The following is an 18,545-nucleotide window of genomic DNA, read 5'->3' on the forward strand; positions in this document are numbered from 1 at the left end:
ATTCTTCGTTCCGAGCCAGTTTGCGGCGCCCGAAAAGGGAGGGAACCAGCGAGAATTGATCTCTGTGATGCGCCTCCACTTCACCCCTGCCGACCTGCGTCAGATCACGCTGGCCCCGGGCCCCATCCCGCTGTGGGAGATCGTCGTGAGCGTGCACCGGTTGCGGCTGCCGGCGACCGTCGGGCCCCGGCACAGGTTCGGCCTGAACGGCTGGGAGCGCGAGGTGGGCCGCGGCCTGCGGGCGCGGGCGGGCGTGCTCCTTGACCTGATCCCCCCACATGACTACCTGCCCGACTTCCTGCTCCAGCCGTCCACAGGCGACCTCGCCGAGGGCATCGAGCTCGCCACGCGGGCGCCCATCGCGCAGATCTCCGCCGACCTGAGTACGCTCGCCGCCCACCGGGAAGCCGGCCGCTGGTCCTTCGAGCTCGCCTCCGACGCCCCCCGCGCGCGGCAGACCCTCGCGAGGGACCTGCGCAGGTACTTCGACTCGTCTGTGGCGTCGCGATGGCCGCGGATCCAGGCCGACGGCCTCGCCGACCGCGCGCTCCGCGCCGAGACCCTGCTCAGAGGCGGGGTGGACGCGCTCCTCGCCACCCTCGACCCCCAGTGGCACTGGCAGCCGCCGGTGCTGCGCATCCCGTTCCCCGGCGCGTGGGACGTCGATCTGGGCGGGCGCGGGCTGGTGCTGGTGCCGTCGTACTTCATTCTCGGGCCCCTGCTGATGGAACAGCCGGACGGGCCGACCGTCCTCGCGTATCCGATCTACCGAGGCGAGCAGCCGGTCTCGGCGGCCGACACCCTCGGGCCCCTGCTCGGCCGTACGCGGGCCGCCGTCCTCGCCGCGCTTCGCGACCCGGCCACCACCACGTCCGTGGCCGAACGGGTCGGCGTCTCCCTCGCCTCGGCCAGCCAGCACGCCGCCGTGCTGCGCAACGCCGGGCTCGTCTCGACCGTCCGGATGGGCGGCGCCGTCCTGCACACGCTGACACCGCTGGGGTCGACCCTGCTGCGCAGCGATTCGCTCACCACCTGAGAAACACGCCTCTCGCCCCGGGGAACGGCGTCGAACAGGCCCTTTCGGGCAGGACCGAAAGGCATTGTGACCGCGATTCCCGGATCTTATCGTCATTCCTGAAGCCACCGGCTCTGATCCGGCCGGAAATCACGAATAACGGCCGCAGGAAAGACGAAAGGCGTTATCGACACATGTTCGGCACGAATTCCCTCGCAATCAAGGTCCGCAACAGGTCAATGGCCGTGCTCTTCGCCACCACGGTGGCCGGCACCTTCTCGTTCGCGACCGCGGCACACGCGGCTTCTTCGTCGGCTCTGCGGGATCCGGGGTGCACTTTCTCCACCTCGACGACCGCCGTCAGCCAGTCCGACCTCACTGGAATGCTGCTCGGGGTGAGAGTCAAGCTGCTCGAGAACGGTTGCGGCTCCACCATCCGCGCATACGTCCATTGCAACGGCTTCCCGTACGGGACCTATTACAGGTACGGGGCGTCGATCTCCTCGAAGGGGGCCACCACCACCGCTCTGTGTAGCGCCGGCGACCCTCGCTACGGCAAGTCGGGGTACGAGATCAAGTCCGGAAGCACCTGGACCAAGGTGCCGACCTTCACCGCCTGACCTGGCATGACTTCCCCCGGTGGGCGTGACCGGGTAACCGGGGCACCGGGTCGCGCCGCCGCCCCCACCGCCGGCAACCCGGCCGGCGGTGGGATCATGCTGGGCATGACAGGCGTCGAGTTCAGCACTCCACCGACATTGCCCCCGACCAACGGGTACAGCCACGTCGCCAGCGTCCCTCCGGGCAGCCGGCTCGTATGGACCTCCGGCCAGGTCCCGATCGCCGCGGACGGCGCCGTCGCGGCCGAGGGCGACTGGGAGGCCCAGACGCGCCTGGTCATGGAGAACGTCGGCGCCGCGCTGGAAGCCGGCGGCGCCACCTGGGACGACGTGTTCAAGCTCACGATCTTCGTGGTGGACACCTCCGCCCTGGCCACCGTCCGGGCCGTACGCGACGAGTTCCTCAACCTCGAACGGCCGCCGACCAGCTCGCTCGTGCAGGTCGCGGGCCTGTTCAGACCCGGCATCCTCATCGAGATCGAGGCCGTGGCCGCCGTACCGGCCGCTGAGTAGCAGCGGGGGTGCCCGTGCCCCGATGAGGGAGTGTTCAGTCGCGGATCTCGGGCCGGTCGATGACCCTCAGCCACGTGCCGTCGGGCTGGCGGCGCACGACCTGCACCCTGCCGCCCGTGCCGTCGGACGGTCGTGTCGAGGTGAGGGCCAGGTCGCCGTTGCGCAGCGTGGGCAGCGCCTCCTCCAGCTTGAACTCGGGGGCCTGCGCGACCAGCCGCTCGCACACCTCGCGGATCGCCTCGCGGCCGGCCGTCACCTGCCCTGGCGGGAACCCCAGTACGGCGTCGGGCTCGTACAGCGCCGCCAGCCCTTCGGCGTCGCCGGCTTTCGCCCGCTCCACGAAGAGCCGCGCCAGGTCCTCGGGCTCCCTCGCCCCTGCACGTCCATCGGTCATCGTCGATTCTCCTTATGAGAGATCCGGGCCGTGATCTCCCGGCCCGGCGTCGTGTCCATCGTCGCGCCGGCACCGGTCAGAAGTCCAAGAGCTGGATTCGCTGATCGCTATAATCAGGCGTTATGGAGCTGCGGCAGCTTGAGTACTTCGTGGCGGTGGTGGAGGAGGCGAGCTTCACCAAGGCGGCGGCCAGGGTGCACGTCGCCCAGCCCGGCGTGAGCGCCCAGATCCGCCGGCTGGAGCGTGAGCTCGGCGAGGAGCTGCTCGACCGCTCGGGGCGCACGGTGCGCCTCACGGCGGCGGGCGCGGCCGTGCTCCCGTACGCCCGGGCCGCGCTCGGGGCGGTGGCCGGCGCGCGGCTGGCCGTCGACGAGCTCACCGGGCTGACGCGCGGGCACGTCGCCATGGGCATGGTGATCTCGTGCTCGTCCGTGGACGTGCCGGCTCTGCTGGCGGAGTTCCACGAGGACCATCCCGGGGTCGAGATCACCCTCTCCGAGGCCGACTCCGACCATCTGATCGAGGCTCTGCACTCCGGGGAGCTCGACCTGGCGCTGGTGGGTCTCGGGGTCGACCGGCCCCCGGGCATCGAGATCCAGGCCTTCGTGGACGAGCGGTTCGTCGTGGTGGTGGGTCCCGGCGACGCGCTGGCCGGGCGGGAGACCGTGCCCCTCGACGCCCTGCGGGAGCGGTCGCTCATCAGCCTGCCCCGGGGCACGGGCCTGCGATCCATCGTCGACGACGCCTGCGCCTCGGCGGGCTTCCGGCCGCGCGTCGCCTTCGAGGCCAGCGACCCGCGCATGCTCGCCCAGCTCGCCGGGCGGGGCCTCGGCGTCGCCATCGTCCCCGAGTCCCTCCCCGCCTCCTACGACGGGGAGCTGCGCACCCTGACCCTCGTCCGTCCCAGCCTGCGCGGGCGCGTCGCCCTCGCGTGGCGGGCCGAGGGCCCGGCCGGCCCCGCGGCCCGCGCCCTGATCGCCCACGCCCGCAAGGTCCTGGCCGACCTGCGGGCGGACGGCGAGCCGTGAACGGGCGCCGCCCCGGCGAGGAGGCCGTCTCCTCGCCGGGGCGGTCACAGGGGCTAGGTGAGGTCGGAGCACTTAAGGGCGTCGGGATCCTTGGCGGCGTTCGGAGCCGCGCAGGTCGCTGCCGCCCGCCGGGTCCTGCATGTAGATCTGCGCGGGCCCACCGTTCCAGGTCGCCTTGAGGCCGTCCGCCTGCACGTTGACGTCCGAGGGCACGACGCTGATCTCGGCGTGCGCGGCGGTGCCGTCGACGCCGATCTCGGTGCCGCCCCAGTTCTCGGGGGACCAGGGCCGACGCCAGCTTAGGACTCGCGCGGATAGGCGCTGAAGGAGACCATCCACCGGTCGTCGGGGTGGCCCGGTTTTGATGCCGGGTTGCTGCCCACCAAACCGATCCCTCAAGGACGTCGCCTTGCCGCCGTCGGGCCGGTAGGTCAGCGGTTAGAGCAGCGGACTCATAATCCGTAGGTCGATGGTGCGAATCCAGCCCGGCCCATGGCTCCGGTTACAGTGATCCGATGACCACCGTCAACGCCAATGAGGTCGCTCTGGGCATCGAGTCCTTCGGTGACGACGACGCACCACTGGTCCTGCTCGCGGGCGGGACGACGATGCTCTCCTGGCCCGACGCGCTCTGCGAGCGCCTCGCCGCCGGCGGGCGCCGCGTGGTGCGCTACGACCTGCGCGATAGCGGCGAGTCGACGACGGCGGACCCGGAGGCGCCCGCCTACACCCTGCGCGACCTCGCCGCCGACGCAGCGGCCCTTGCCGGCGCGCTCGGCGGCGGGCCCGCGCACCTCGCGGGGATCGGCGTCGGCGGGATGGTCGCCCAGGTGGCCGCGCTCGACCATCCGGGCGCGTTCTCGGCGCTCACCCTGGCCGGCACCCGCGCGGTCGCGCCCGGCCCGCCCGACGATGACCTCCCCGACCATGACCAGGCGACGATGAGCCGGCTGTTCGCGCATCCGATGCCCGACTGGACCGACCGCGAGGCGGTGGCGGAGTTCGCCGCCGCCGGCGCGGAGATCCTCGGCGACGACCCCGTCGCCGCGCGCGCGATCGCCGCGCGCATCTGGGACCGCACGCCCGGCACCGCACCCCCGGTCCAGATGGCCAACCAGATGGGCATGGTGTTCTCCAAGCTCGACTGCAAACCCCGCTGGCGCGAGCGCCTGGCCGAGATCGAGGTCCCCACGCTCGTCGTCCACGGCCGCCGCGACCCGTTCTTCCCCGTCGGCAACGGCGAGGCGATCGCGCGCGAGATCCCCGGGGCGCGGCTGCTCGTCCTCGAGGAGGCCGCCATTGCGATCCCCGATGCGGCGGCCGGTGAGGTCGCCGAGGCGATGCTCGCGCTCGGGTAGACTCCCCGGCGAGCGCAACCGGGTCGCGGGTTGACGAGCGCCCCGCCGATCGATCGCTCACCGCCGCGCACCACCGTCGAGCCAAGTTGGGCTGGAAGTGGTCCGTCGCGTCGGAGCGTCACGGCATCCCGGTCGGCTGGGCGATCGACGGCGCCAACCGCAACGACGTGCGCATGCTCGAACCCACCCTCGATGCGCTCGCCGACGCTGGCCTGCTCGCCGATATCCTGCACCTCGACCGGGGCTATGACTCCGGTGCGGTCCGAGATCGTCTCCGCGCCGCCGGGATCGACCAGTTCGAGATCCAACTGCGAGGAACCAAGGTCCCCGGCGTGAAGAAGCAACCGCTCCGTCTCGAACTGCGATGGATCGTCGAAGCGACCAACACGTGGTGGTCGAACTACGGCCGGCTTCGCCGCAACACCGACCGCCGAGCCCGGCACCGCCACGCCGCGCTCTGCCTCGCCACGACGGTCCTCATCGTCGGTCGGCTCATCGACTGGCGCGACCGATGGAGCCCGCGTGACGCCTATCCGCTCAGGTCCTTAGCCACGATCTGACGCGGATGTTCCTCTACTCTGAGTCCAAGTCCGGAGGAATCAACAGTATTCGTCACGGACCTCCCGGAGAAACTCATTTTCCGCGACTTCTTTCCCCTCCGGGTTCAGCACGCGACCAGTATTGGCCATATCCTGCGGTATTTCATCACGCACGAAGGCGGAGCCGAACCTGTGACCGTTCGCCAATCGAGCCGTCGCGGCAATGTTCTGAGGCACATCCGCCGGCAACGAAATGTCGAGCACTTCGAACCCATCTGATTCACCGAGGGATACCCACCCGCCTCGACTCATCGCGCCGATTGGGTGAGATACCTTCCAAACAGGCCGCAACGTCGCGTTATCTGCCACCTCAAAAGACGCCAGTTGTTCGCCGGGGCAAAGAGCGACAAAAATCTGGATCTGACCTTCAGCGGTACGACCGACTCCCACCGGCCTCGGCATCGGGTCTCCAGGCAGCGGAACGCAAGCCACTAGAGAGAGCATGCAGATTACCAGGACCGTCGACTTACGCAGGGACCACATCAGAAGGAAGCGGATTTTTGTGGTCGCGCCGGAGCTAACAACCATAGCCGGTGTCACCTTCGCGTTCAGCCTGTCGCTCGTAGATGTTGTCACAGGGGTCACCTGGGGGCTGGGTAAGAAGATAATAAACCAGGAAGGTCGGCCAGAATCCTGTTGCGTCGTAGTAGAAGTTGAACTGTCGCATATGCTGCGCCTCATGCCTCCGGAATTCCGGGCTGAGCTGCTTCAGCCTGGGGCCGGTGAGCGTAACGCCTCCGATGGTGATCCCTCCGCGCGGATAGTGAAAACCCTTTCTCATCGCCCCGCCGACGCGGAGAGGGCCACGGAAAGGGCATGCCCTTTTCGTGGCCCTCTGCGGAACGGCCTATCCCGGTCCGCCTATGGCAAGCCCGTTCATGTCAGGTCGGAGCACTTAAGGGCGTCGGGATCCTTGGCGGCGTTCGGAGCCCAGCGGACGTTGGCGAAGGAGGCGGAGAAGGCGCCTTCGGTATAGACGAGGAACGGCGTGTTGACGTTCTCGAAGTCCAGGTTCGGGGCGAAGCAGGACACCGGGATCTTGACGGTGGCCTTGCTCCCGGCCGGCAGGTTCTGGAACAGCGAGGTCGCCACCACCTCCGCGAAGCACGGGTACACGCAGTGCGCGCTGATCACCGTCCTGGCCGCCGGGGGCTGGTGGACGATCGTGTCGAAGACCAGCGCGGCGTCGGCGTTGAGGTAGCCGCGCAGGTCGCTGCCGCCCGCCGGGTCCTGCATGTAGATCTGCGCGGGCCCGCCGTTCCAGGTCGCCTTGAGGCCGTCCGCCTGCACGTTGACGTCCGAGGGCACGACGCTGATCTCGGCGTGCGCGGCGGTGCCGTCGACGCCGATCTCGGTGCCGCCCCAGTTCTCGGGGGAGCCGATGAAGCTCTTGTACGGCGCGACGTCCGTGCGGTTGAAGAGCTCTAGATCTTCGGTGGCGGTGCCGCCGCCGCCCGTCGAGCCGCAGGCCGTGTCCTGCGAGGTCTCGTCCAGCGTGCCGACCGACCCGGTCTGGCCGTAGCGCAGGCCGTAGCCGAGCGGGAACAGCGGGTCGTAGCCCTCGCCGCCGGGGTTGAGCGGGGTCTGGCACGCGCTCTTCGGCCAGGAGTACGACAGCTTGCCGGTGTATCCCTCGCTCCAGCGGGAGGTCCGTACGAGCTGGTCGGCGACGCCGCCGCCCTCCGTGCCTGGCAGCCACGCCACGACGAACGCGTCCGAGCGGTTGAGCTCCTTGTTGACGTAGAGCGGGCGGCCGGTGACGTACACGGTGACCACGGGCGCGCCCTTGCCGCGCACCTTGTCCAGCACCGCGAGGTCGGCGGGGTAGAGCTTGGCCGCCTCCAGCGTGCGGCGTCCGAGGTCGCCGACCCCCTCGGCGTACGGCGTCTCGCCGATGACGGCGATGACCGCGTCGTACGCGGCGGGGTCGACGCCGTCGGCGGTCTCGCTGAAGGTGACATTGGAGGCGCCGAGCGCCTCGCGCAGCCCGCCGAGGATCGTCGTGCCGTTGGGGAAGTCGGCGTTGGTGTTGCCGGTGCCCTGCCAGGTGAGGGTCCACCCGCCGGTCTGGTTCTGCATGCTGTCCGCGCTCTTGCCGACCACGAGCACCTTGGAGCGCGGGGCCAGCGGCAGCACCCTGCCGTTGTTCTTGAGCAGCACCTGCGACTCGCGCACGGCCTTGCGGGCGAGCTCCCTGGCCTGGAGCGCGCCGGCCGATCCGGCCTTGTGACGGGCGGACGGCTTGCGCGCGTCGAACACCCCGGCGCGCAGCTTCACCCGCAGGATGCGCGTCACCGCGTCGTCGACGCGCGCCATCGGGATCTCGCCTGCCTGCACCTGCGCGATGGTGTTGGCGATGAACGCCTTCCAGTCGTTCGGCACCATCACGACGTCGATGCCCGCGTTGATCGCCCGCGCGCAGCTGGAGTTCGTGCATCCGGCGACCTGCCCGATGCCGTTCCAGTCGGAGACCACGACGCCGTCGAAGCCCATCTTCTGCTTGAGGATGTCGGTGAGCGCGCGCTTGCTGCCGTGCATCTTGCCCTCGTTGATGCCGAGGTCGGCGTTCGTCCAGCTGTTGAACGACGCCATCACGGTCTGGGCGCCGGCCGCTAGCGCGCCGTAGTAGCCCTGGCCGTGAATGTTGATCATCTCGGCCTCGGAGGAGGGGTTGACCCCCTGGTCGGTGCCCTTGAGGGTGCCGCCGTCACCGATGTAGTGCTTGGCGGTCGCGATGACGCCCTTGTCGCCGATGCCCCCCGAGTTCCCGCCCTGCAGGCCCCTGACGGCCTCGTACCCGTAGGCCCGGGTGATGCGGGGGTCCTCGGAGAAGCCCTCGTACGTGCGGCCCCACCGGTCGTCGCGCACGACGGCGAGCGTGGGCGCGAAGGCCCAGTCCTGGCCGGTGGCGTGGATCTGCGTGGCGGTCGCGGCCCCGATGTCGCGGACGAGGCAGGGGTCGTGGGCGGCGCCGAGGCCGATGTTGTGCGGGAAGAGCGTCGCGCCGTAGACGTTGTTGTTGCCGTGGACGGCGTCGATGCCCCAGATGACCGGGATCTTCGTGCGCGTGCCCACGGACGCCTGCCAGTAGGCGTCGGCGAGGTCGAGCCAGGCCTTCGGCGTGGCGTGCTTGTCGCCGCCGGGCCAGGAGCCGCCGCCGTTGAGCACCGAGCCGATGCCGTACTGGGCGACCTCGGCCGGGGTGACGGCGGAGATCTCCGGCTGGGTCATCTGCCCGATCTTCTCGGCCAGCGTCATGCCGGAGAGGATCTTCGCCACCCGCTTCTCGTCGGCGGGGTTCTGCTTGATCTCGCTCTTGACCTTCGGCCAGTCGGCGAGCGTGGGCAGGGTCTTCTCGATGCGGGCGCAGCCGTGGTCCGTGGCGGGCTTCCCGATCACCGGCTGCCCGCCGCCCTTCGCGGTGTCGGCGCCCGCGCTCGGGATGCCGGTGGTGCCCGTGGCCAGGATCGCCAGGCCGGCCATCACCGCCAGAGCGGCGCGGCGAGGGCCTGATCGGACAGGGGGTGTGGTCATGAGCGTCCGTTCTCGAGGCACGAGGAGGGTCGCGCGGCCCCCCGCAGCCGCACTTCGCAGATCTTGACCCTGTGCGAGCCCTGAGTCAATACCTCAATAGAGCGCTCTCCCGGATTGGCGGGCTCAGCCCGCCCTGAGCCGGAAGAGCTCGTCGGCCGCGTCGATGCACGACGTTCCCAGCTCGTGGGAGGAGAACAGGTGCAGCGTCTCCGCGGTCTCGATCTCCAGCAGCTCCCACCGCAGGCCGTACCGGGCGTTCCGCGCCACCCGGATGTGCGCCACCTCCGACCAGAACACGCGCTCGCGGCGAGCGAGCCCGGTCACCACCGTCACCCCGTCGGTGTCGGCGGCGAGCCGTACGGGGGCGATGAGGTCGCGGGCGGCGAACCCGCCGAACAGCACGGCGGCGGCCGAGCAGAGAAGCATGCCCCGCGTGTCACCGGAGACGACCGCCGCGACGACGCCGAACGCGACGGCCGCCGCCGACTTGGCGGCGGTGAACTCGCGCCGGACCCGCCACTGGCGCGCCTGCCGGGATATGCCCGTCATACCCGCACGCTATCGCTCACACGGCCCGTCGGCGCACCCGTCCTCAGTCCGGGCCTGAGTCGACGAGGTCCAGGCACGCGGCGACGATGCTGTCGGTGTCGAGCCCGTGGTGGCGGTACACGTCGTCGAGGCCTCCCGACTGGCCGAACTCCGAGACCCCGAGGTGCGTGCCCGGCACCTGGTGGACGCCCGCGAGGAAGGCCAGCGTGTGGGGGTGGCCGTCGGCGACGGTGACGATCGGGGTCGCGCGCCGCGCGGGGAAGACGCTGTCCAGGATCCACGTGGGCGCGTCACCGTGGCCGCCTCGGCTCCGCATGCCCTCGAAGACCAGGCCGGGGCTCGTCAGGCAGACGACGTCCGCGCCGACGCCCAGCTCGCCGAGGCGGGCCGCGGCGGCGAGCGCCTCGGTCACGACCGCCCCCATCGCCGCGATGGTGACCGAGGGCCGCTCGTGGCGCCTGAGCGGGTAGGCCCCGGCGACGACCTGGCGCCGCCGCAGCTCCCGGGCGGCGGGGTCGGCGGGGACGTTCGCGAGGGCCTGGTCCACGGGCCGGGTGGACAGGCGCAGGTAGGCCGACCGCCCGCCCGGCCTGCCGAGCCGCGCGAGGGACGCCAGCAGGCACCACTCCAGGTCGAGCGCGAACGCCGGCTCGTAGGCGGTGCAGCCGGGCTGCTCGATGCCGATCGAGGGCGTCTTGATGGACTGGTGCGCGCCGCCCTCGGGGCCGAGGCTGACCCCGGACGGCGTGCCCACCAGGATGGACTGCCCGCCGGCGTAGATGCCGAAGGACCAGGGTTCGAGCGCGCGCTCCACGAACGGGTCGTACACCACGCCGATCGGCAGGAGCGGCTGCCCCCAGCGGGACCAGGTGGCCCCGAGCTCGCCCAGCAGCCCCACGAGGTTGGTCTCGGCGATCCCCAGCTCGATGTGCCGGCCGGTGGGGCGCTCGCGCCAGTGCAGGATGGTCTCGGCGTCGTCGTCGAACCAGTTCCTGCGCTCGTCGGTGGCCCAGACCCCGACCTTGTTGAGCCAGCCGCCGAGGTTGGTGCTGGAGCTGACGTCCGGGCTGACGGTGACCACCCGGGCGCCGGCGGCGGGAGCCTGGCGGTTGAGGTCGAACAGCGTGCGCCCGAGCGCCGCCTGCGTGGTCGCGGTGCCGTGCGGCGTGCGCCCGAAGTCCTCGGGAACCTCGGGCACGTCCTGCGGCGGGGGCGGCGTCCTGCGCAGCCGCCAGGCGGTCTCCGCGCAGCGCAGCGCGGCGCGGCTGCCCTCGGGGAACGGCGTCCACGGCCGCGCGGGGTCGGCGCCGACCCGCGCGGCGAGCGCGTGCAGCTGGTCCACGGTCAGCAGGGAGGAGTGGTTCTGGGGGTGTCCCTCTGTGGCCAGCCCGTATCCCTTCACCGTGTACGCGAAGATCACGGTCGGGCGGGTGTCGTCGATGGACGCGAACGCCTGGCGGAGGGCCGGCAGGTCGTGCCCCCCGAGGTTGCGGACGGCGGCGTGCAGCGCCGCGTCGTCGACGCCGGCGAGCAGCCCGGCGATGATCCCGGGGTCCGCGCCGGGAAGGGACGCGTACGTGCCGGTGAGGCGGGCCCGCAGCTCGGTGGCGTCGCAGCGGAGCAGCCGCTGGTACTCGGGGTTCGACATGCCGTCGATCCGCGCGCGCAACGCCTCGCCGCCCGGCCGCGCGAACAGCTCCTCAAGAAGCCGGCCGTACTTCACCGTGAGGACCTGCCAGCCGGCCGCGGCGAACATGCCCTGCAGGCGGGTGCCGCCCATGTTGGGCACCACCCGGTCGAGGGACTGGCGGTTGAAGTCGACGATCCACACGACCTCGCCCAGCTCCGCCACCTGGGGGTCGAGGATCGCCTCCCAGCAGGCGCCCTCGTCGAGCTCGGCGTCGCCGAGCAGCGAGTACTGCCGTCCGGTGCCCGCCCCGCCGAAGTGCGTCTCGACGTAGCGTCGGGCCAGCGCGCCCCAGATCGGCGCGGTGGCCCCGATGCCCACCGAGCCGGTCGAGTAGTCGGCCGGGTCGGGGTCCTTGGTGCGGCTCGGGTAGCTCTGCAGGCCGCCGAACTGGCGCAGCGTGGTGAGGTACGACGCGTCGAGCTCGCCCAGCAGGTGGTTGACGGCGTGCAGCACCGGCGACGCGTGGGGCTTCACCGACACGCGGTCGTCGGCGGTGAGACACTCGAACCACAGCGATGTCATGATCGAGACGATCGACGCGCTCGACGCCTGGTGCCCGCCGACCTTGAGCCCGGTCGGGTTCGGGCGCACACGGTTGGCGTGGTCGATCATCGCGGTCGACAGCCAGAGCACCCGCTGCTCGATCTCGCGCAGGACGTCGAGGTCGTCGGTCGCGGCGGCCGGAGCGGAGGAGGCCACGAGGTCCAGGTGGTTCATCGCATACTTGCCTCTCCAGCAGACGTCAGCCGTCGCTCCGTTGAGCACTTTGCTGAGCCATGCTGACCAGCAACAGCGGGTATGCGCAAGAGCGTCTCGGTTAAGTAAGCTTCATGCACGGTTTTGTAGGGGTGACCCCAGGAAGGTGAGGCAGTATGCGCAGCTCGGGAACTCTCGACCGGGTCGACGCACGGCTGCTCCTCGCACTCATCGAGAGCCCGCGGGCCACCGTGCTCGCGCTGGCGGAGCAGGTGGGCCTGTCGCGCAACACGGTGCAGGCCAGGCTCGCCAAGCTGGAGGAGCGCGGGGTGCTCGCGGCCTTCGAGCGGAGCCTCGATCCCGAGATCCTCGGATACCGCCTGACCGCGTACATCACCGTGCGGGTCGACCAGCACGGGCTCGCGGCGGTGTCGGAGGGGCTCGCCGGCATCCCCGAGGTCATCGAGGTCCTCGGCATCAGCGGCGGGGACGCCGACCTGCTGGTGAGGGTCGCCGCCAGGGACGCCGACGACCTCTACCGGGTCGCCGGCCGCATCCTCGCCACCCCGGGCGTGGAACGCACCACCACCGCCCTGGCGATGCGCACCATGGTGCCCCACCGGGTCACGCCCCTGCTGCGCCGCACCGCCTCGGGCGACGAGGGCCGGACGAACGCCCCGGCCACGCGCACGTAAGCCGCCTCGGCCGGGACGCCGGGTGGGAGCTAGGGCACGAACCTCTCGTTGGGGACGCAGTGGGTCATCTTCAGACCCGTCACGTCGCGAGGGCCGTTCTTGCCGAGGCTGGACAGCCGCTTCTCGTCCTCCTCGGTCAGCTCCTGGCCCGCCAGCGGCGGAAGGTGCGCGACGTCCTCGGGGTCGATGCCGAGACCCGCGCCCACCCGGAGCCCGAGGTCGTCCTCGACCATGAGGAAGTGCCAGACCATCCGCTCCTGCACCGCGCGGTCGCACTCGGCGATCATGGTGGTGAAGTTCAGCACCAGGTCGTCGCGCTCCCACTCCTCCATGAGCAGGTAGCGCTGGGTCGTAAGCCCCTGTCCGCTTTCGTCACCACTGAAGCTCGCGCTTCTGTCAAGAACGGGTGTGGTGCCGGCCATCACAGCGCCGAACCCGCTGCCGGCCGATCGTACTGGCTAGACGATATGTAGTACACGTACTACATTCAACGGCATGAGTACTGCAGTGATGGTGCGTGGGCTGCGCATGAAGTACGGCGCGACCGAGGTGTTGCGCGGGGTCGACCTCGACATCGCACGGGGCGAGATCTTCACGCTGCTCGGCCCGAACGGGGCGGGCAAGACGACGACGATCGAGATCCTGGAGGGCTTCAGGAGCCGGTCGGCGGGAGAGGTCCGGGTGCTGGGAGCCGATCCCGGCAGAGGCACGGAGGCCTGGCGGTCCAAGATCGGCGTCGTCCTCCAGTCCTGGCGGGACCACCCCAAGTGGGGCACCCGCCAGTTCCTCGCCCACGTGGCGGAGTTCCACGACGACCCGCGTGATCCCGACGAGCTGCTGGGCGCGGTCGGCCTCACCGGCCAGGCCGGGCAGCGCGTGGGGCTCCTGTCGGGTGGACAGCGGCGCCGGTTGGACGTCGCGCTCGGCATCGTGGGCCGACCCGAGCTGCTGTTCCTGGACGAGCCGACGACCGGCTTCGACCCGGAGGCGCGCCTGGAATTCCACCGGCTCATCGAGAAGCTGGCGGCCGACGAGGGCATGACCGTGCTGCTCACCACCCACGACCTGGCGGAGGCCGAGAAGCTCGCCCACCGCACCGCGATCCTGGTCGAGGGCAGGGTCGCCGTCTGCGGCACGCCTGGCGAGCTGGCGGAGACCGTACAGGCGCAGTCGCAGGTGCGCTGGCTGGAGGACGGCCGGGAGCGGGTTCTGACCACCTCCGACCCCTCGAACGCGGCGTGGGAGTTGCACCGGCGGTTCGACGGGCCGGTGCCGGGGCTGGCGATCCGGCGCCCGTCCCTGGAGGAGAGCTACCTGAACCTGATCGGGAGGGCGGCATGAACACGAGAAGCCTGCGCATCGGGGTGCGCCGCGGCTGGGCCGAGCACACCCACCTGCTCAAGGACCGCAAGGAGGTGCTCACGAACCTGGCCGGCACCGTCGGGATGTTCGCCCTGCTGCTCCTTTGGATCGGTGACACGCCGGTCAAGGGCACGACCATGACCGCCGCCACGTTCATGACGGCCGGGTTCCTGGCCTTCGGCGTCTTCAGCTCGGCGCTCATGACGCTCCCGATGGCGCTCACCACCGACAGGGAGGACGGCACGCTGCTGCGGCTCCGCACCATCCCCGGCGGCATTCCCGCCTACCTGGTGGGCCGCGCGGTCACGCTGGTCTGCCAGATCGTCGTGCAGACCGTGCTGATCCTCGCCACCGGCCTGCTCGTGGGCGGAGTCGCGCCACCGCGCGACTGGGTGACCCTCGCGTGGGTCCTCCTGCTGGGCACCGTCGCGGTGGTGCCGCTGGGCGCCGCGATCGGCAGCGTGCTCCCCGGGCCGAAGACCGCCGCGGGCATCCTGGGCCTGCCCATGATGGGCCTGATGCTCACCTCGGGCGTCATGCTCCCGATGACCTTCATGCCCGGCATCGTCCAGGGGATCGCCCAGGCCTTCCCGCTCTACTGGCAGGGGCTCGGCCTGCGCGCGGCCATGCTGCCCGACTCCATGCTGGCCGTCGAGATCGGCGGGAGCTGGCGGCTCCCGCAGGTGGCGGGCGTGCTGGCGCTCTGGGCCGTGGCCGGCATGCTGGTCGCTCCCGTGCTGGTCAGGCGGGCCACGCGCCGCGAGTCCGGCTCCCGGCTGGCGGAACGGCGCCCGGTCGCGCAGGGCTCCTGAGCCGTGCGTGGGGACGGCGGGACGCGGGCGGCCTCGCGCCCCGAGCTGAGAGACTGATGCGATGTCCGGTGAAGAGGTGTACAACCGCATCTCGATGCTCAGGGTGGAGCGCGGGGTCTCGCGCAAGGATCTGGCCGCCGCGCTGGGTGTCCACTACCAGACCATCGGATACCTGGAGCGGGGCGAGTACAGCCCGAGCCTGTTCCTCGCCATGCGCATCGCCGAGTACTTCTCGGTGCCGATGGAAGTCGTGTTCTCCCTCAAGCCGTTCCCCCGGCTTGGCAGTGAGGTGATGAAGTGATGGCCGAGCTCGACCAGAAGCGCATCGAGGACGCCCGGCGCGGCATGCGGTTCTTCTGGTACGGCACCCGCCGGGGCCGCCGCGGCACGGTGGTCCTCGGCGGGGTGGCGCTCGCGACGCTCTGGACCAGCTCGATCGTCTGCTGGTTCCTGGCGCCGAGCGACACGGCGATGTGGACCACCTTCGCGCTGATGGGCGCGGGCCTGATGATCTACCTGTGGGTCTTCGCGGTGCTCGCCGTGGCCTCCGGGGGCGTGGTGGGCATGGCCGACGGCAGGCTGGACGAGCGGCAGCTCACCGAGCGGCGCCGCGTCTACGCCCTGGCCCACCGGGGCACCTCGTGGATGCTCGGCATCTCCCTCGTGGTGTCGTTCCTCCTGATGGACGACGGCGACCACGTCCTGCGCATCCCCACGGCGGCGCTCTTCATGTTCCTGATGGCCGCCTGGACGACCCACATGATCATGCCGCACCTCGTCGCCGGCTGGCGCCTGCCTGACCCGCCCCCGGACGACGACGAGGCCTGATCGAGCGGCGGGGCTCAGGAGGCGTAGGCGGGCGGAGACGTCAGGCGCCCGCGCCTGGCCGGGCGCCAGGTGCTGACCATCGCGAAGGCCAGCAGCAGCTCGGCGACGTCCCCTCCGTAGTACATGATCTCGGCACCGCCCCGCAGCTGGGCGGCGGGCACCGGCACATCGACGAGGAGCCCGGCGTACATGAGCTGGGACAGCGTGGCGTGCACCGCGACCGCCACGCCCAGCACCACCAGCCGGCGCGGCACCGAGGGGCGGCGCGGCGCGGGGTCGGGCCCCGCGACGACCCAGGCGAACAGGCAGCCCGCGAGCAGGAAGTGCGCGTGGACCAGGTGATGGAGCATCGGGTGCCCGGCCGTCATCCGGTACAGCGGGGTCAGGTACAGCACCGCGAGACCGCCCACGTTGAGCGCCAGCGCGGTCCACGGGCCCGCGGCGAGGTGGAGGGCCCGGCTTCTCAGCACCGCCGCGATGGCGCGCCGGTGGCGGGGGGAGGCCGATCGCAGCGCCAGCGTCACCGGGGCGCCGAGCACCAGGCCGAGCGGCGCCAGCATCCCGATGAGGAGATGCTGGAGCATGTGCCCCCGGAAGTCATGCCCGGCGAGCGAGGCGACCGGGGGCAGCGACCCCAGCAGCAGGAGCGTGGCGCCCGCGACGAAGCTCGCCGTCCGCCAGTGGCTCCAGCCCCTGGCCTCCCCGCGCCGCCGGGCCGCGAGCGCCGCGTAGCAGGCGGCGAGCAGGACGGCGAGGACGGCGAACGCGGCTCCCTGGCCGTGCGCCTCGTGCGCGTGCACGGTCAGGACTCCTGTGCGGAATCGGCGCGGCACAGGTCGAGGACCGTTCCGCCTCGCTGCAACAGCCAGCCGCCCGCGACCAGCAGGGCGCCCAGGACGAGGAACCCGATGTCCCACCACGTCTGGTAGGCGTCGGTGCGTACGTGGTGGATGGCCAGGATGTGGTGGTCCACGGTGCCCTCGACGAGGTTGAACAGCCCCCACCCGACCAGGCCCCACCCCCACAGCACGCGCGACGTCCAGATCCTGCCGCGCGAGTGGATGACGCGCGAGTACAGCAGACCGAGGCCGATGAGCACCGCCAGCCAGGTGAACACGTGGAAGAAGCCGTCCCACATGGTGTTCATCTCCAGCCCGCTGACCGTGTGGGTTGAGTAGTACCGCACGCCGATGTGGTCGCTGTCGGTGCTGCTGAGCATGTGGTGCCACTGGAGCACCTGGTGCAGCAGGATGCCGTCGACGAACCCGCCCAGCCCCAGCCCGAGGACGATGCCCGGCAGCATGACATCCCGCTCGCCGGCCGACCTGATCGCCATCATGGTTCCCTTCTGGCCGGTTCCGTATGGATCACCAGTCCGTCACCTCCCCAGGCGGGGCGGCGGGTAAGCCAGGCTTGATCATCTGCTTGCGCGGAGCGTGATCGCACCTGAACGCGAACGGCCTTGCGCCGCCGCCCGGCCCCGCGAGAAGGTCGGCACAGCCGACACCGAGGGGGCAGATGACCGGGCAGAGCGCTCCGTCCCTGTGGAGGAACCGCGACTTCGTCGTCTTCATGACGGCGCAGACCCTCTCCAGCGTCGGCGACTCGATCTCCTACGTCGCGCTCCCGCTGCTCGTTCTGCACGTGACGGGCTCGGTCGTCCAGATGGGCGTGGTCACCGCGCTCGCCGGCGCCGCCTCCACCGTCACGGGGGTCTTCGCCGGGGTCGTCACCGACCGGGTCGACCGCCGCGCGCTGCTGATGGTGTGCGACGTCGCGCGGTGCCTGCTCTACGCGGTGATACCGCTCGCCTGGTTGTTCTCCCCGCAGACGTGGCTGCTGTACGTCGTCGTGCCGCTCGCGGGCGCCTTCTCGATGCTGTTCCAGGTCGCGTACGTCGCGGTCGTGCCGCGCCTGGTGGCGCCCGGCCAGATCACCAAGGCCAACGGCCACCTGTACGGCACGTACGCCGTGGCGAGCGTCGGGGGGCCGATGCTCGCGGGCGTGCTGTCGGGCCTGTGGGGACCGGCGGCGGCGATAGCCATCGACGCGGGAAGCTTCGCCCTGTCGGCGCTCGGCATCTCCCTGCTCCGCCTGCGCCCCGCCGCCGCTTCTCCGTCCACCAGTGCGGACAGCGCTCTGGAGGCCGAGGGGGTCTCCGGGCGGCGGGCGGCCTTGCGGGAGTTCGCGGCCGGCGCCCGCTTCCTGTGGGGGCACCCGGTGCTGCGGTCTCTCACCGTGCTGCTGTCGATGCTGACGTTCCTCACCTTCGGGCTGCCGGACATCCTTGTCTACTACCTCAAGCACGACCTCGCGCAGCCGGACGGCAGCGTGGGGTACGTGCTGGCGTTCGCCACCGTGGGCACCCTCGGCGCCGCCGTGGTGGTCGCCCCGGCGCGCAGGCTTCTGGGCTTCGGGCTCTGCTGGATCGGCGCGTACGCGGTCGCCGGCGTGGCCGTCGCGGGCGTCGGGCTCGCCACGGGTGTGCCGGTGGTCGCGGCGCTGGCGACGATCCTGCTGTTCTGTACGGGCGTGGCCGGCATCTGTTCCATGTCCCTGCGGCAGGAGGTGACGCCCGACCACCTGCTCGGCCGGGTCACCTCGGCGTTCTGGACCCTGCACTCGGCGCTCGGCCCGGTCGGCGCGGCCGTGCTGACCGCCGGCGCGGCGCACTACGGCGTCACGGCCACGTGCCTGGTCATCGGCGTCGCGTGCCTGCTGATCGCGATGGCCGGGCTGCTCACCCCTATCCGCCGCCCGCGCCCGGAGACGCTCGCGGGCGAGGCGGCCTGAGCGTTCGGCCCGGTCCGCTGCCGTGTGTCCGATAGGAGACAATCATCCTGTTCTGTGGC

At 71.1% G+C, this 18,545-nt stretch carries 20 protein-coding genes, 1 tRNA gene and 1 pseudogene; 13 read left to right on the top strand and 9 right to left on the bottom strand.

The window, feature by feature from the left end:
- The first annotated feature begins 64 nt into the window (after nucleotides 1-64).
- The 3 genes from OG589_RS23585 (at nucleotide 65) to OG589_RS23595 (ending at nucleotide 2,148) form a co-directional block, all read left to right on the top strand.
- Nucleotides 65-1,036, top strand: coding sequence for an ArsR/SmtB family transcription factor (locus OG589_RS23585; RefSeq protein ID WP_405152107.1), 972 nt, complete (start codon nucleotides 65-67; stop codon nucleotides 1,034-1,036).
- A 173-nt stretch (nucleotides 1,037-1,209) separates the two neighbouring features.
- The gene (locus OG589_RS23590; protein WP_405139550.1) at nucleotides 1,210-1,635 is read left to right on the top strand and encodes a hypothetical protein; all 426 of its coding nucleotides are present in this window, start codon (nucleotides 1,210-1,212) and stop codon (nucleotides 1,633-1,635) included.
- Between the two features lie 105 nt (nucleotides 1,636-1,740).
- The gene (locus tag OG589_RS23595) at nucleotides 1,741-2,148 is read left to right on the top strand and encodes a RidA family protein (RefSeq protein ID WP_405139552.1); all 408 of its coding nucleotides are present in this window, start codon (nucleotides 1,741-1,743) and stop codon (nucleotides 2,146-2,148) included.
- Between the two features lie 34 nt (nucleotides 2,149-2,182).
- Here the strand turns inward: OG589_RS23595 and OG589_RS23600 are convergent, their stop codons facing one another.
- Nucleotides 2,183-2,542: a YybH family protein gene (locus OG589_RS23600; RefSeq protein ID WP_405139554.1), complete on the bottom strand. Its 360-nt coding sequence runs from the start codon at nucleotides 2,540-2,542 to the stop codon at nucleotides 2,183-2,185.
- A 122-nt stretch (nucleotides 2,543-2,664) separates the two neighbouring features.
- Between OG589_RS23600 and OG589_RS23605 the strand changes: the two genes are divergently transcribed.
- On the top strand, nucleotides 2,665-3,570 hold the full coding sequence (locus tag OG589_RS23605; RefSeq protein WP_405139556.1) for a LysR family transcriptional regulator: 906 nt from the start codon (nucleotides 2,665-2,667) through the stop codon (nucleotides 3,568-3,570).
- A 72-nt stretch (nucleotides 3,571-3,642) separates the two neighbouring features.
- Here OG589_RS23605 and OG589_RS23610 read toward each other — a convergent pair whose 3' ends face one another.
- Nucleotides 3,643-3,909 carry a putative glycoside hydrolase gene (locus OG589_RS23610; RefSeq protein ID WP_405139558.1) on the bottom strand — a complete coding sequence of 89 codons (267 nt, stop codon included), beginning with the start codon at nucleotides 3,907-3,909 and terminating at the stop codon, nucleotides 3,643-3,645.
- Nucleotides 3,910-3,990: 81 nt separating this feature from the next.
- Between OG589_RS23610 and OG589_RS23615 the strand changes: the two genes are divergently transcribed.
- From OG589_RS23615 to OG589_RS23625, 3 genes are all read left to right on the top strand, one after another.
- Nucleotides 3,991-4,063 (top strand) — tRNA-Ile (locus OG589_RS23615).
- A gap of 22 nt (nucleotides 4,064-4,085) precedes the next feature.
- Nucleotides 4,086-4,928 (top strand): alpha/beta fold hydrolase, encoded by an 843-nt coding sequence (locus tag OG589_RS23620; protein ID WP_405139560.1) that lies wholly within the window; start codon nucleotides 4,086-4,088, stop codon nucleotides 4,926-4,928.
- An 86-nt stretch (nucleotides 4,929-5,014) separates the two neighbouring features.
- Nucleotides 5,015-5,488 carry a transposase gene (locus OG589_RS23625; protein ID WP_405139562.1) on the top strand — a complete coding sequence of 158 codons (474 nt, stop codon included), beginning with the start codon at nucleotides 5,015-5,017 and terminating at the stop codon, nucleotides 5,486-5,488.
- A 39-nt stretch (nucleotides 5,489-5,527) separates the two neighbouring features.
- Here OG589_RS23625 and OG589_RS23630 read toward each other — a convergent pair whose 3' ends face one another.
- The 4 genes from OG589_RS23630 to OG589_RS23645 all read right to left on the bottom strand — a co-directional run bounded on the left by OG589_RS23630 (nucleotide 5,528) and on the right by OG589_RS23645 (nucleotide 12,017).
- Entirely contained in the window at nucleotides 5,528-5,929 is a 402-nt protein-coding gene (locus OG589_RS23630) for a hypothetical protein (protein WP_405139564.1), read from the bottom strand.
- A 474-nt stretch (nucleotides 5,930-6,403) separates the two neighbouring features.
- On the bottom strand, nucleotides 6,404-9,061 hold the full coding sequence (locus OG589_RS23635; protein ID WP_405139566.1) for a glycoside hydrolase family 3 N-terminal domain-containing protein: 2,658 nt from the start codon (nucleotides 9,059-9,061) through the stop codon (nucleotides 6,404-6,406).
- A 123-nt stretch (nucleotides 9,062-9,184) separates the two neighbouring features.
- A complete protein-coding gene (locus OG589_RS23640) occupies nucleotides 9,185-9,610 on the bottom strand; it encodes a PH domain-containing protein (RefSeq protein WP_405139568.1) in 426 nt (141 codons plus the stop codon).
- Between the two features lie 43 nt (nucleotides 9,611-9,653).
- A complete protein-coding gene (locus OG589_RS23645) occupies nucleotides 9,654-12,017 on the bottom strand; it encodes a transketolase-like TK C-terminal-containing protein (protein WP_405139570.1) in 2,364 nt (787 codons plus the stop codon).
- 155 nt (nucleotides 12,018-12,172) lie between these two features.
- On the opposite strand from OG589_RS23645, the gene OG589_RS23650 reads away from it, so the two are divergent.
- Nucleotides 12,173-12,691 carry an Lrp/AsnC family transcriptional regulator gene (locus OG589_RS23650; protein ID WP_405139572.1) on the top strand — a complete coding sequence of 173 codons (519 nt, stop codon included), beginning with the start codon at nucleotides 12,173-12,175 and terminating at the stop codon, nucleotides 12,689-12,691.
- Between the two features lie 29 nt (nucleotides 12,692-12,720).
- Here OG589_RS23650 and OG589_RS23655 read toward each other — a convergent pair.
- Nucleotides 12,721-13,038, bottom strand: a pseudogene (locus OG589_RS23655) (catalase-related domain-containing protein); the annotation flags it as partial.
- Between the two features lie 148 nt (nucleotides 13,039-13,186).
- On the opposite strand from OG589_RS23655, the gene OG589_RS23660 reads away from it, so the two are divergent.
- From OG589_RS23660 to OG589_RS23675, 4 genes are all read left to right on the top strand, one after another.
- Complete coding sequence (locus OG589_RS23660) at nucleotides 13,187-14,032, top strand: ABC transporter ATP-binding protein (protein WP_405139574.1); 846 nt, start codon at nucleotides 13,187-13,189, stop codon at nucleotides 14,030-14,032.
- Nucleotides 14,029-14,865: an ABC transporter permease gene (locus tag OG589_RS23665; RefSeq protein WP_405139576.1), complete on the top strand. Its 837-nt coding sequence runs from the start codon at nucleotides 14,029-14,031 to the stop codon at nucleotides 14,863-14,865. Before OG589_RS23660 ends, OG589_RS23665 begins: the two co-directional genes overlap by 4 nt.
- 61 nt (nucleotides 14,866-14,926) lie before the next feature.
- On the top strand, nucleotides 14,927-15,166 hold the full coding sequence (locus OG589_RS23670; RefSeq protein ID WP_405139578.1) for a helix-turn-helix transcriptional regulator: 240 nt from the start codon (nucleotides 14,927-14,929) through the stop codon (nucleotides 15,164-15,166).
- Nucleotides 15,166-15,693 (top strand): hypothetical protein, encoded by a 528-nt coding sequence (locus OG589_RS23675; RefSeq protein WP_405139580.1) that lies wholly within the window; start codon nucleotides 15,166-15,168, stop codon nucleotides 15,691-15,693. The genes OG589_RS23670 and OG589_RS23675 overlap by 1 nt, the downstream gene beginning before the upstream one ends.
- Before the next feature lie 14 nt (nucleotides 15,694-15,707).
- Here the strand turns inward: OG589_RS23675 and OG589_RS23680 are convergent, their stop codons facing one another.
- The gene (locus tag OG589_RS23680; RefSeq protein ID WP_405139582.1) at nucleotides 15,708-16,493 is read right to left on the bottom strand and encodes a cytochrome c oxidase assembly protein; all 786 of its coding nucleotides are present in this window, start codon (nucleotides 16,491-16,493) and stop codon (nucleotides 15,708-15,710) included.
- A gap of 2 nt (nucleotides 16,494-16,495) precedes the next feature.
- Entirely contained in the window at nucleotides 16,496-17,032 is a 537-nt protein-coding gene (locus OG589_RS23685; protein ID WP_405139584.1) for a DUF2243 domain-containing protein, read from the bottom strand.
- A 179-nt stretch (nucleotides 17,033-17,211) separates the two neighbouring features.
- Here OG589_RS23685 and OG589_RS23690 point away from each other — a divergent pair, with 179 nt between their 5' ends.
- A complete protein-coding gene (locus OG589_RS23690) occupies nucleotides 17,212-18,486 on the top strand; it encodes an MFS transporter (RefSeq protein WP_405139586.1) in 1,275 nt (424 codons plus the stop codon).
- Nucleotides 18,487-18,545: the final 59 nt, after the last annotated feature.

This window comes from Sphaerisporangium sp. NBC_01403 (assembly GCF_045040145.1).
Classification (GTDB): domain Bacteria; phylum Actinomycetota; class Actinomycetes; order Streptosporangiales; family Streptosporangiaceae; genus Sphaerisporangium; species Sphaerisporangium viridialbum.

Bases quoted from the DNA above. Each gene is read 5' to 3' on its own strand.
- OG589_RS23590 (WP_405139550.1), top strand. From the start codon at position 1,210: ATGTTCGGCACGAATTCCCTCGCAATCAAGGTCCGCAACAGGTCAATG.
- OG589_RS23595 (WP_405139552.1), top strand. From the start codon at position 1,741: ATGACAGGCGTCGAGTTCAGCACTCCACCGACATTGCCCCCGACCAAC.
- OG589_RS23600 (WP_405139554.1), bottom strand. From the start codon at position 2,542: ATGACCGATGGACGTGCAGGGGCGAGGGAGCCCGAGGACCTGGCGCGG.
- OG589_RS23605 (WP_405139556.1), top strand. From the start codon at position 2,665: ATGGAGCTGCGGCAGCTTGAGTACTTCGTGGCGGTGGTGGAGGAGGCG.
- OG589_RS23620 (WP_405139560.1), top strand. From the start codon at position 4,086: ATGACCACCGTCAACGCCAATGAGGTCGCTCTGGGCATCGAGTCCTTC.
- OG589_RS23630 (WP_405139564.1), bottom strand. From the start codon at position 5,929: ATGCCGAGGCCGGTGGGAGTCGGTCGTACCGCTGAAGGTCAGATCCAG.
- OG589_RS23635 (WP_405139566.1), bottom strand. From the start codon at position 9,061: ATGACCACACCCCCTGTCCGATCAGGCCCTCGCCGCGCCGCTCTGGCG.
- OG589_RS23640 (WP_405139568.1), bottom strand. From the start codon at position 9,610: ATGACGGGCATATCCCGGCAGGCGCGCCAGTGGCGGGTCCGGCGCGAG.
- OG589_RS23645 (WP_405139570.1), bottom strand. From the start codon at position 12,017: ATGAACCACCTGGACCTCGTGGCCTCCTCCGCTCCGGCCGCCGCGACC.
- OG589_RS23650 (WP_405139572.1), top strand. From the start codon at position 12,173: ATGCGCAGCTCGGGAACTCTCGACCGGGTCGACGCACGGCTGCTCCTC.
- OG589_RS23660 (WP_405139574.1), top strand. From the start codon at position 13,187: ATGAGTACTGCAGTGATGGTGCGTGGGCTGCGCATGAAGTACGGCGCG.
- OG589_RS23665 (WP_405139576.1), top strand. From the start codon at position 14,029: ATGAACACGAGAAGCCTGCGCATCGGGGTGCGCCGCGGCTGGGCCGAG.
- OG589_RS23670 (WP_405139578.1), top strand. From the start codon at position 14,927: ATGTCCGGTGAAGAGGTGTACAACCGCATCTCGATGCTCAGGGTGGAG.
- OG589_RS23675 (WP_405139580.1), top strand. From the start codon at position 15,166: ATGGCCGAGCTCGACCAGAAGCGCATCGAGGACGCCCGGCGCGGCATG.
- OG589_RS23685 (WP_405139584.1), bottom strand. From the start codon at position 17,032: ATGATGGCGATCAGGTCGGCCGGCGAGCGGGATGTCATGCTGCCGGGC.
- OG589_RS23690 (WP_405139586.1), top strand. From the start codon at position 17,212: ATGACCGGGCAGAGCGCTCCGTCCCTGTGGAGGAACCGCGACTTCGTC.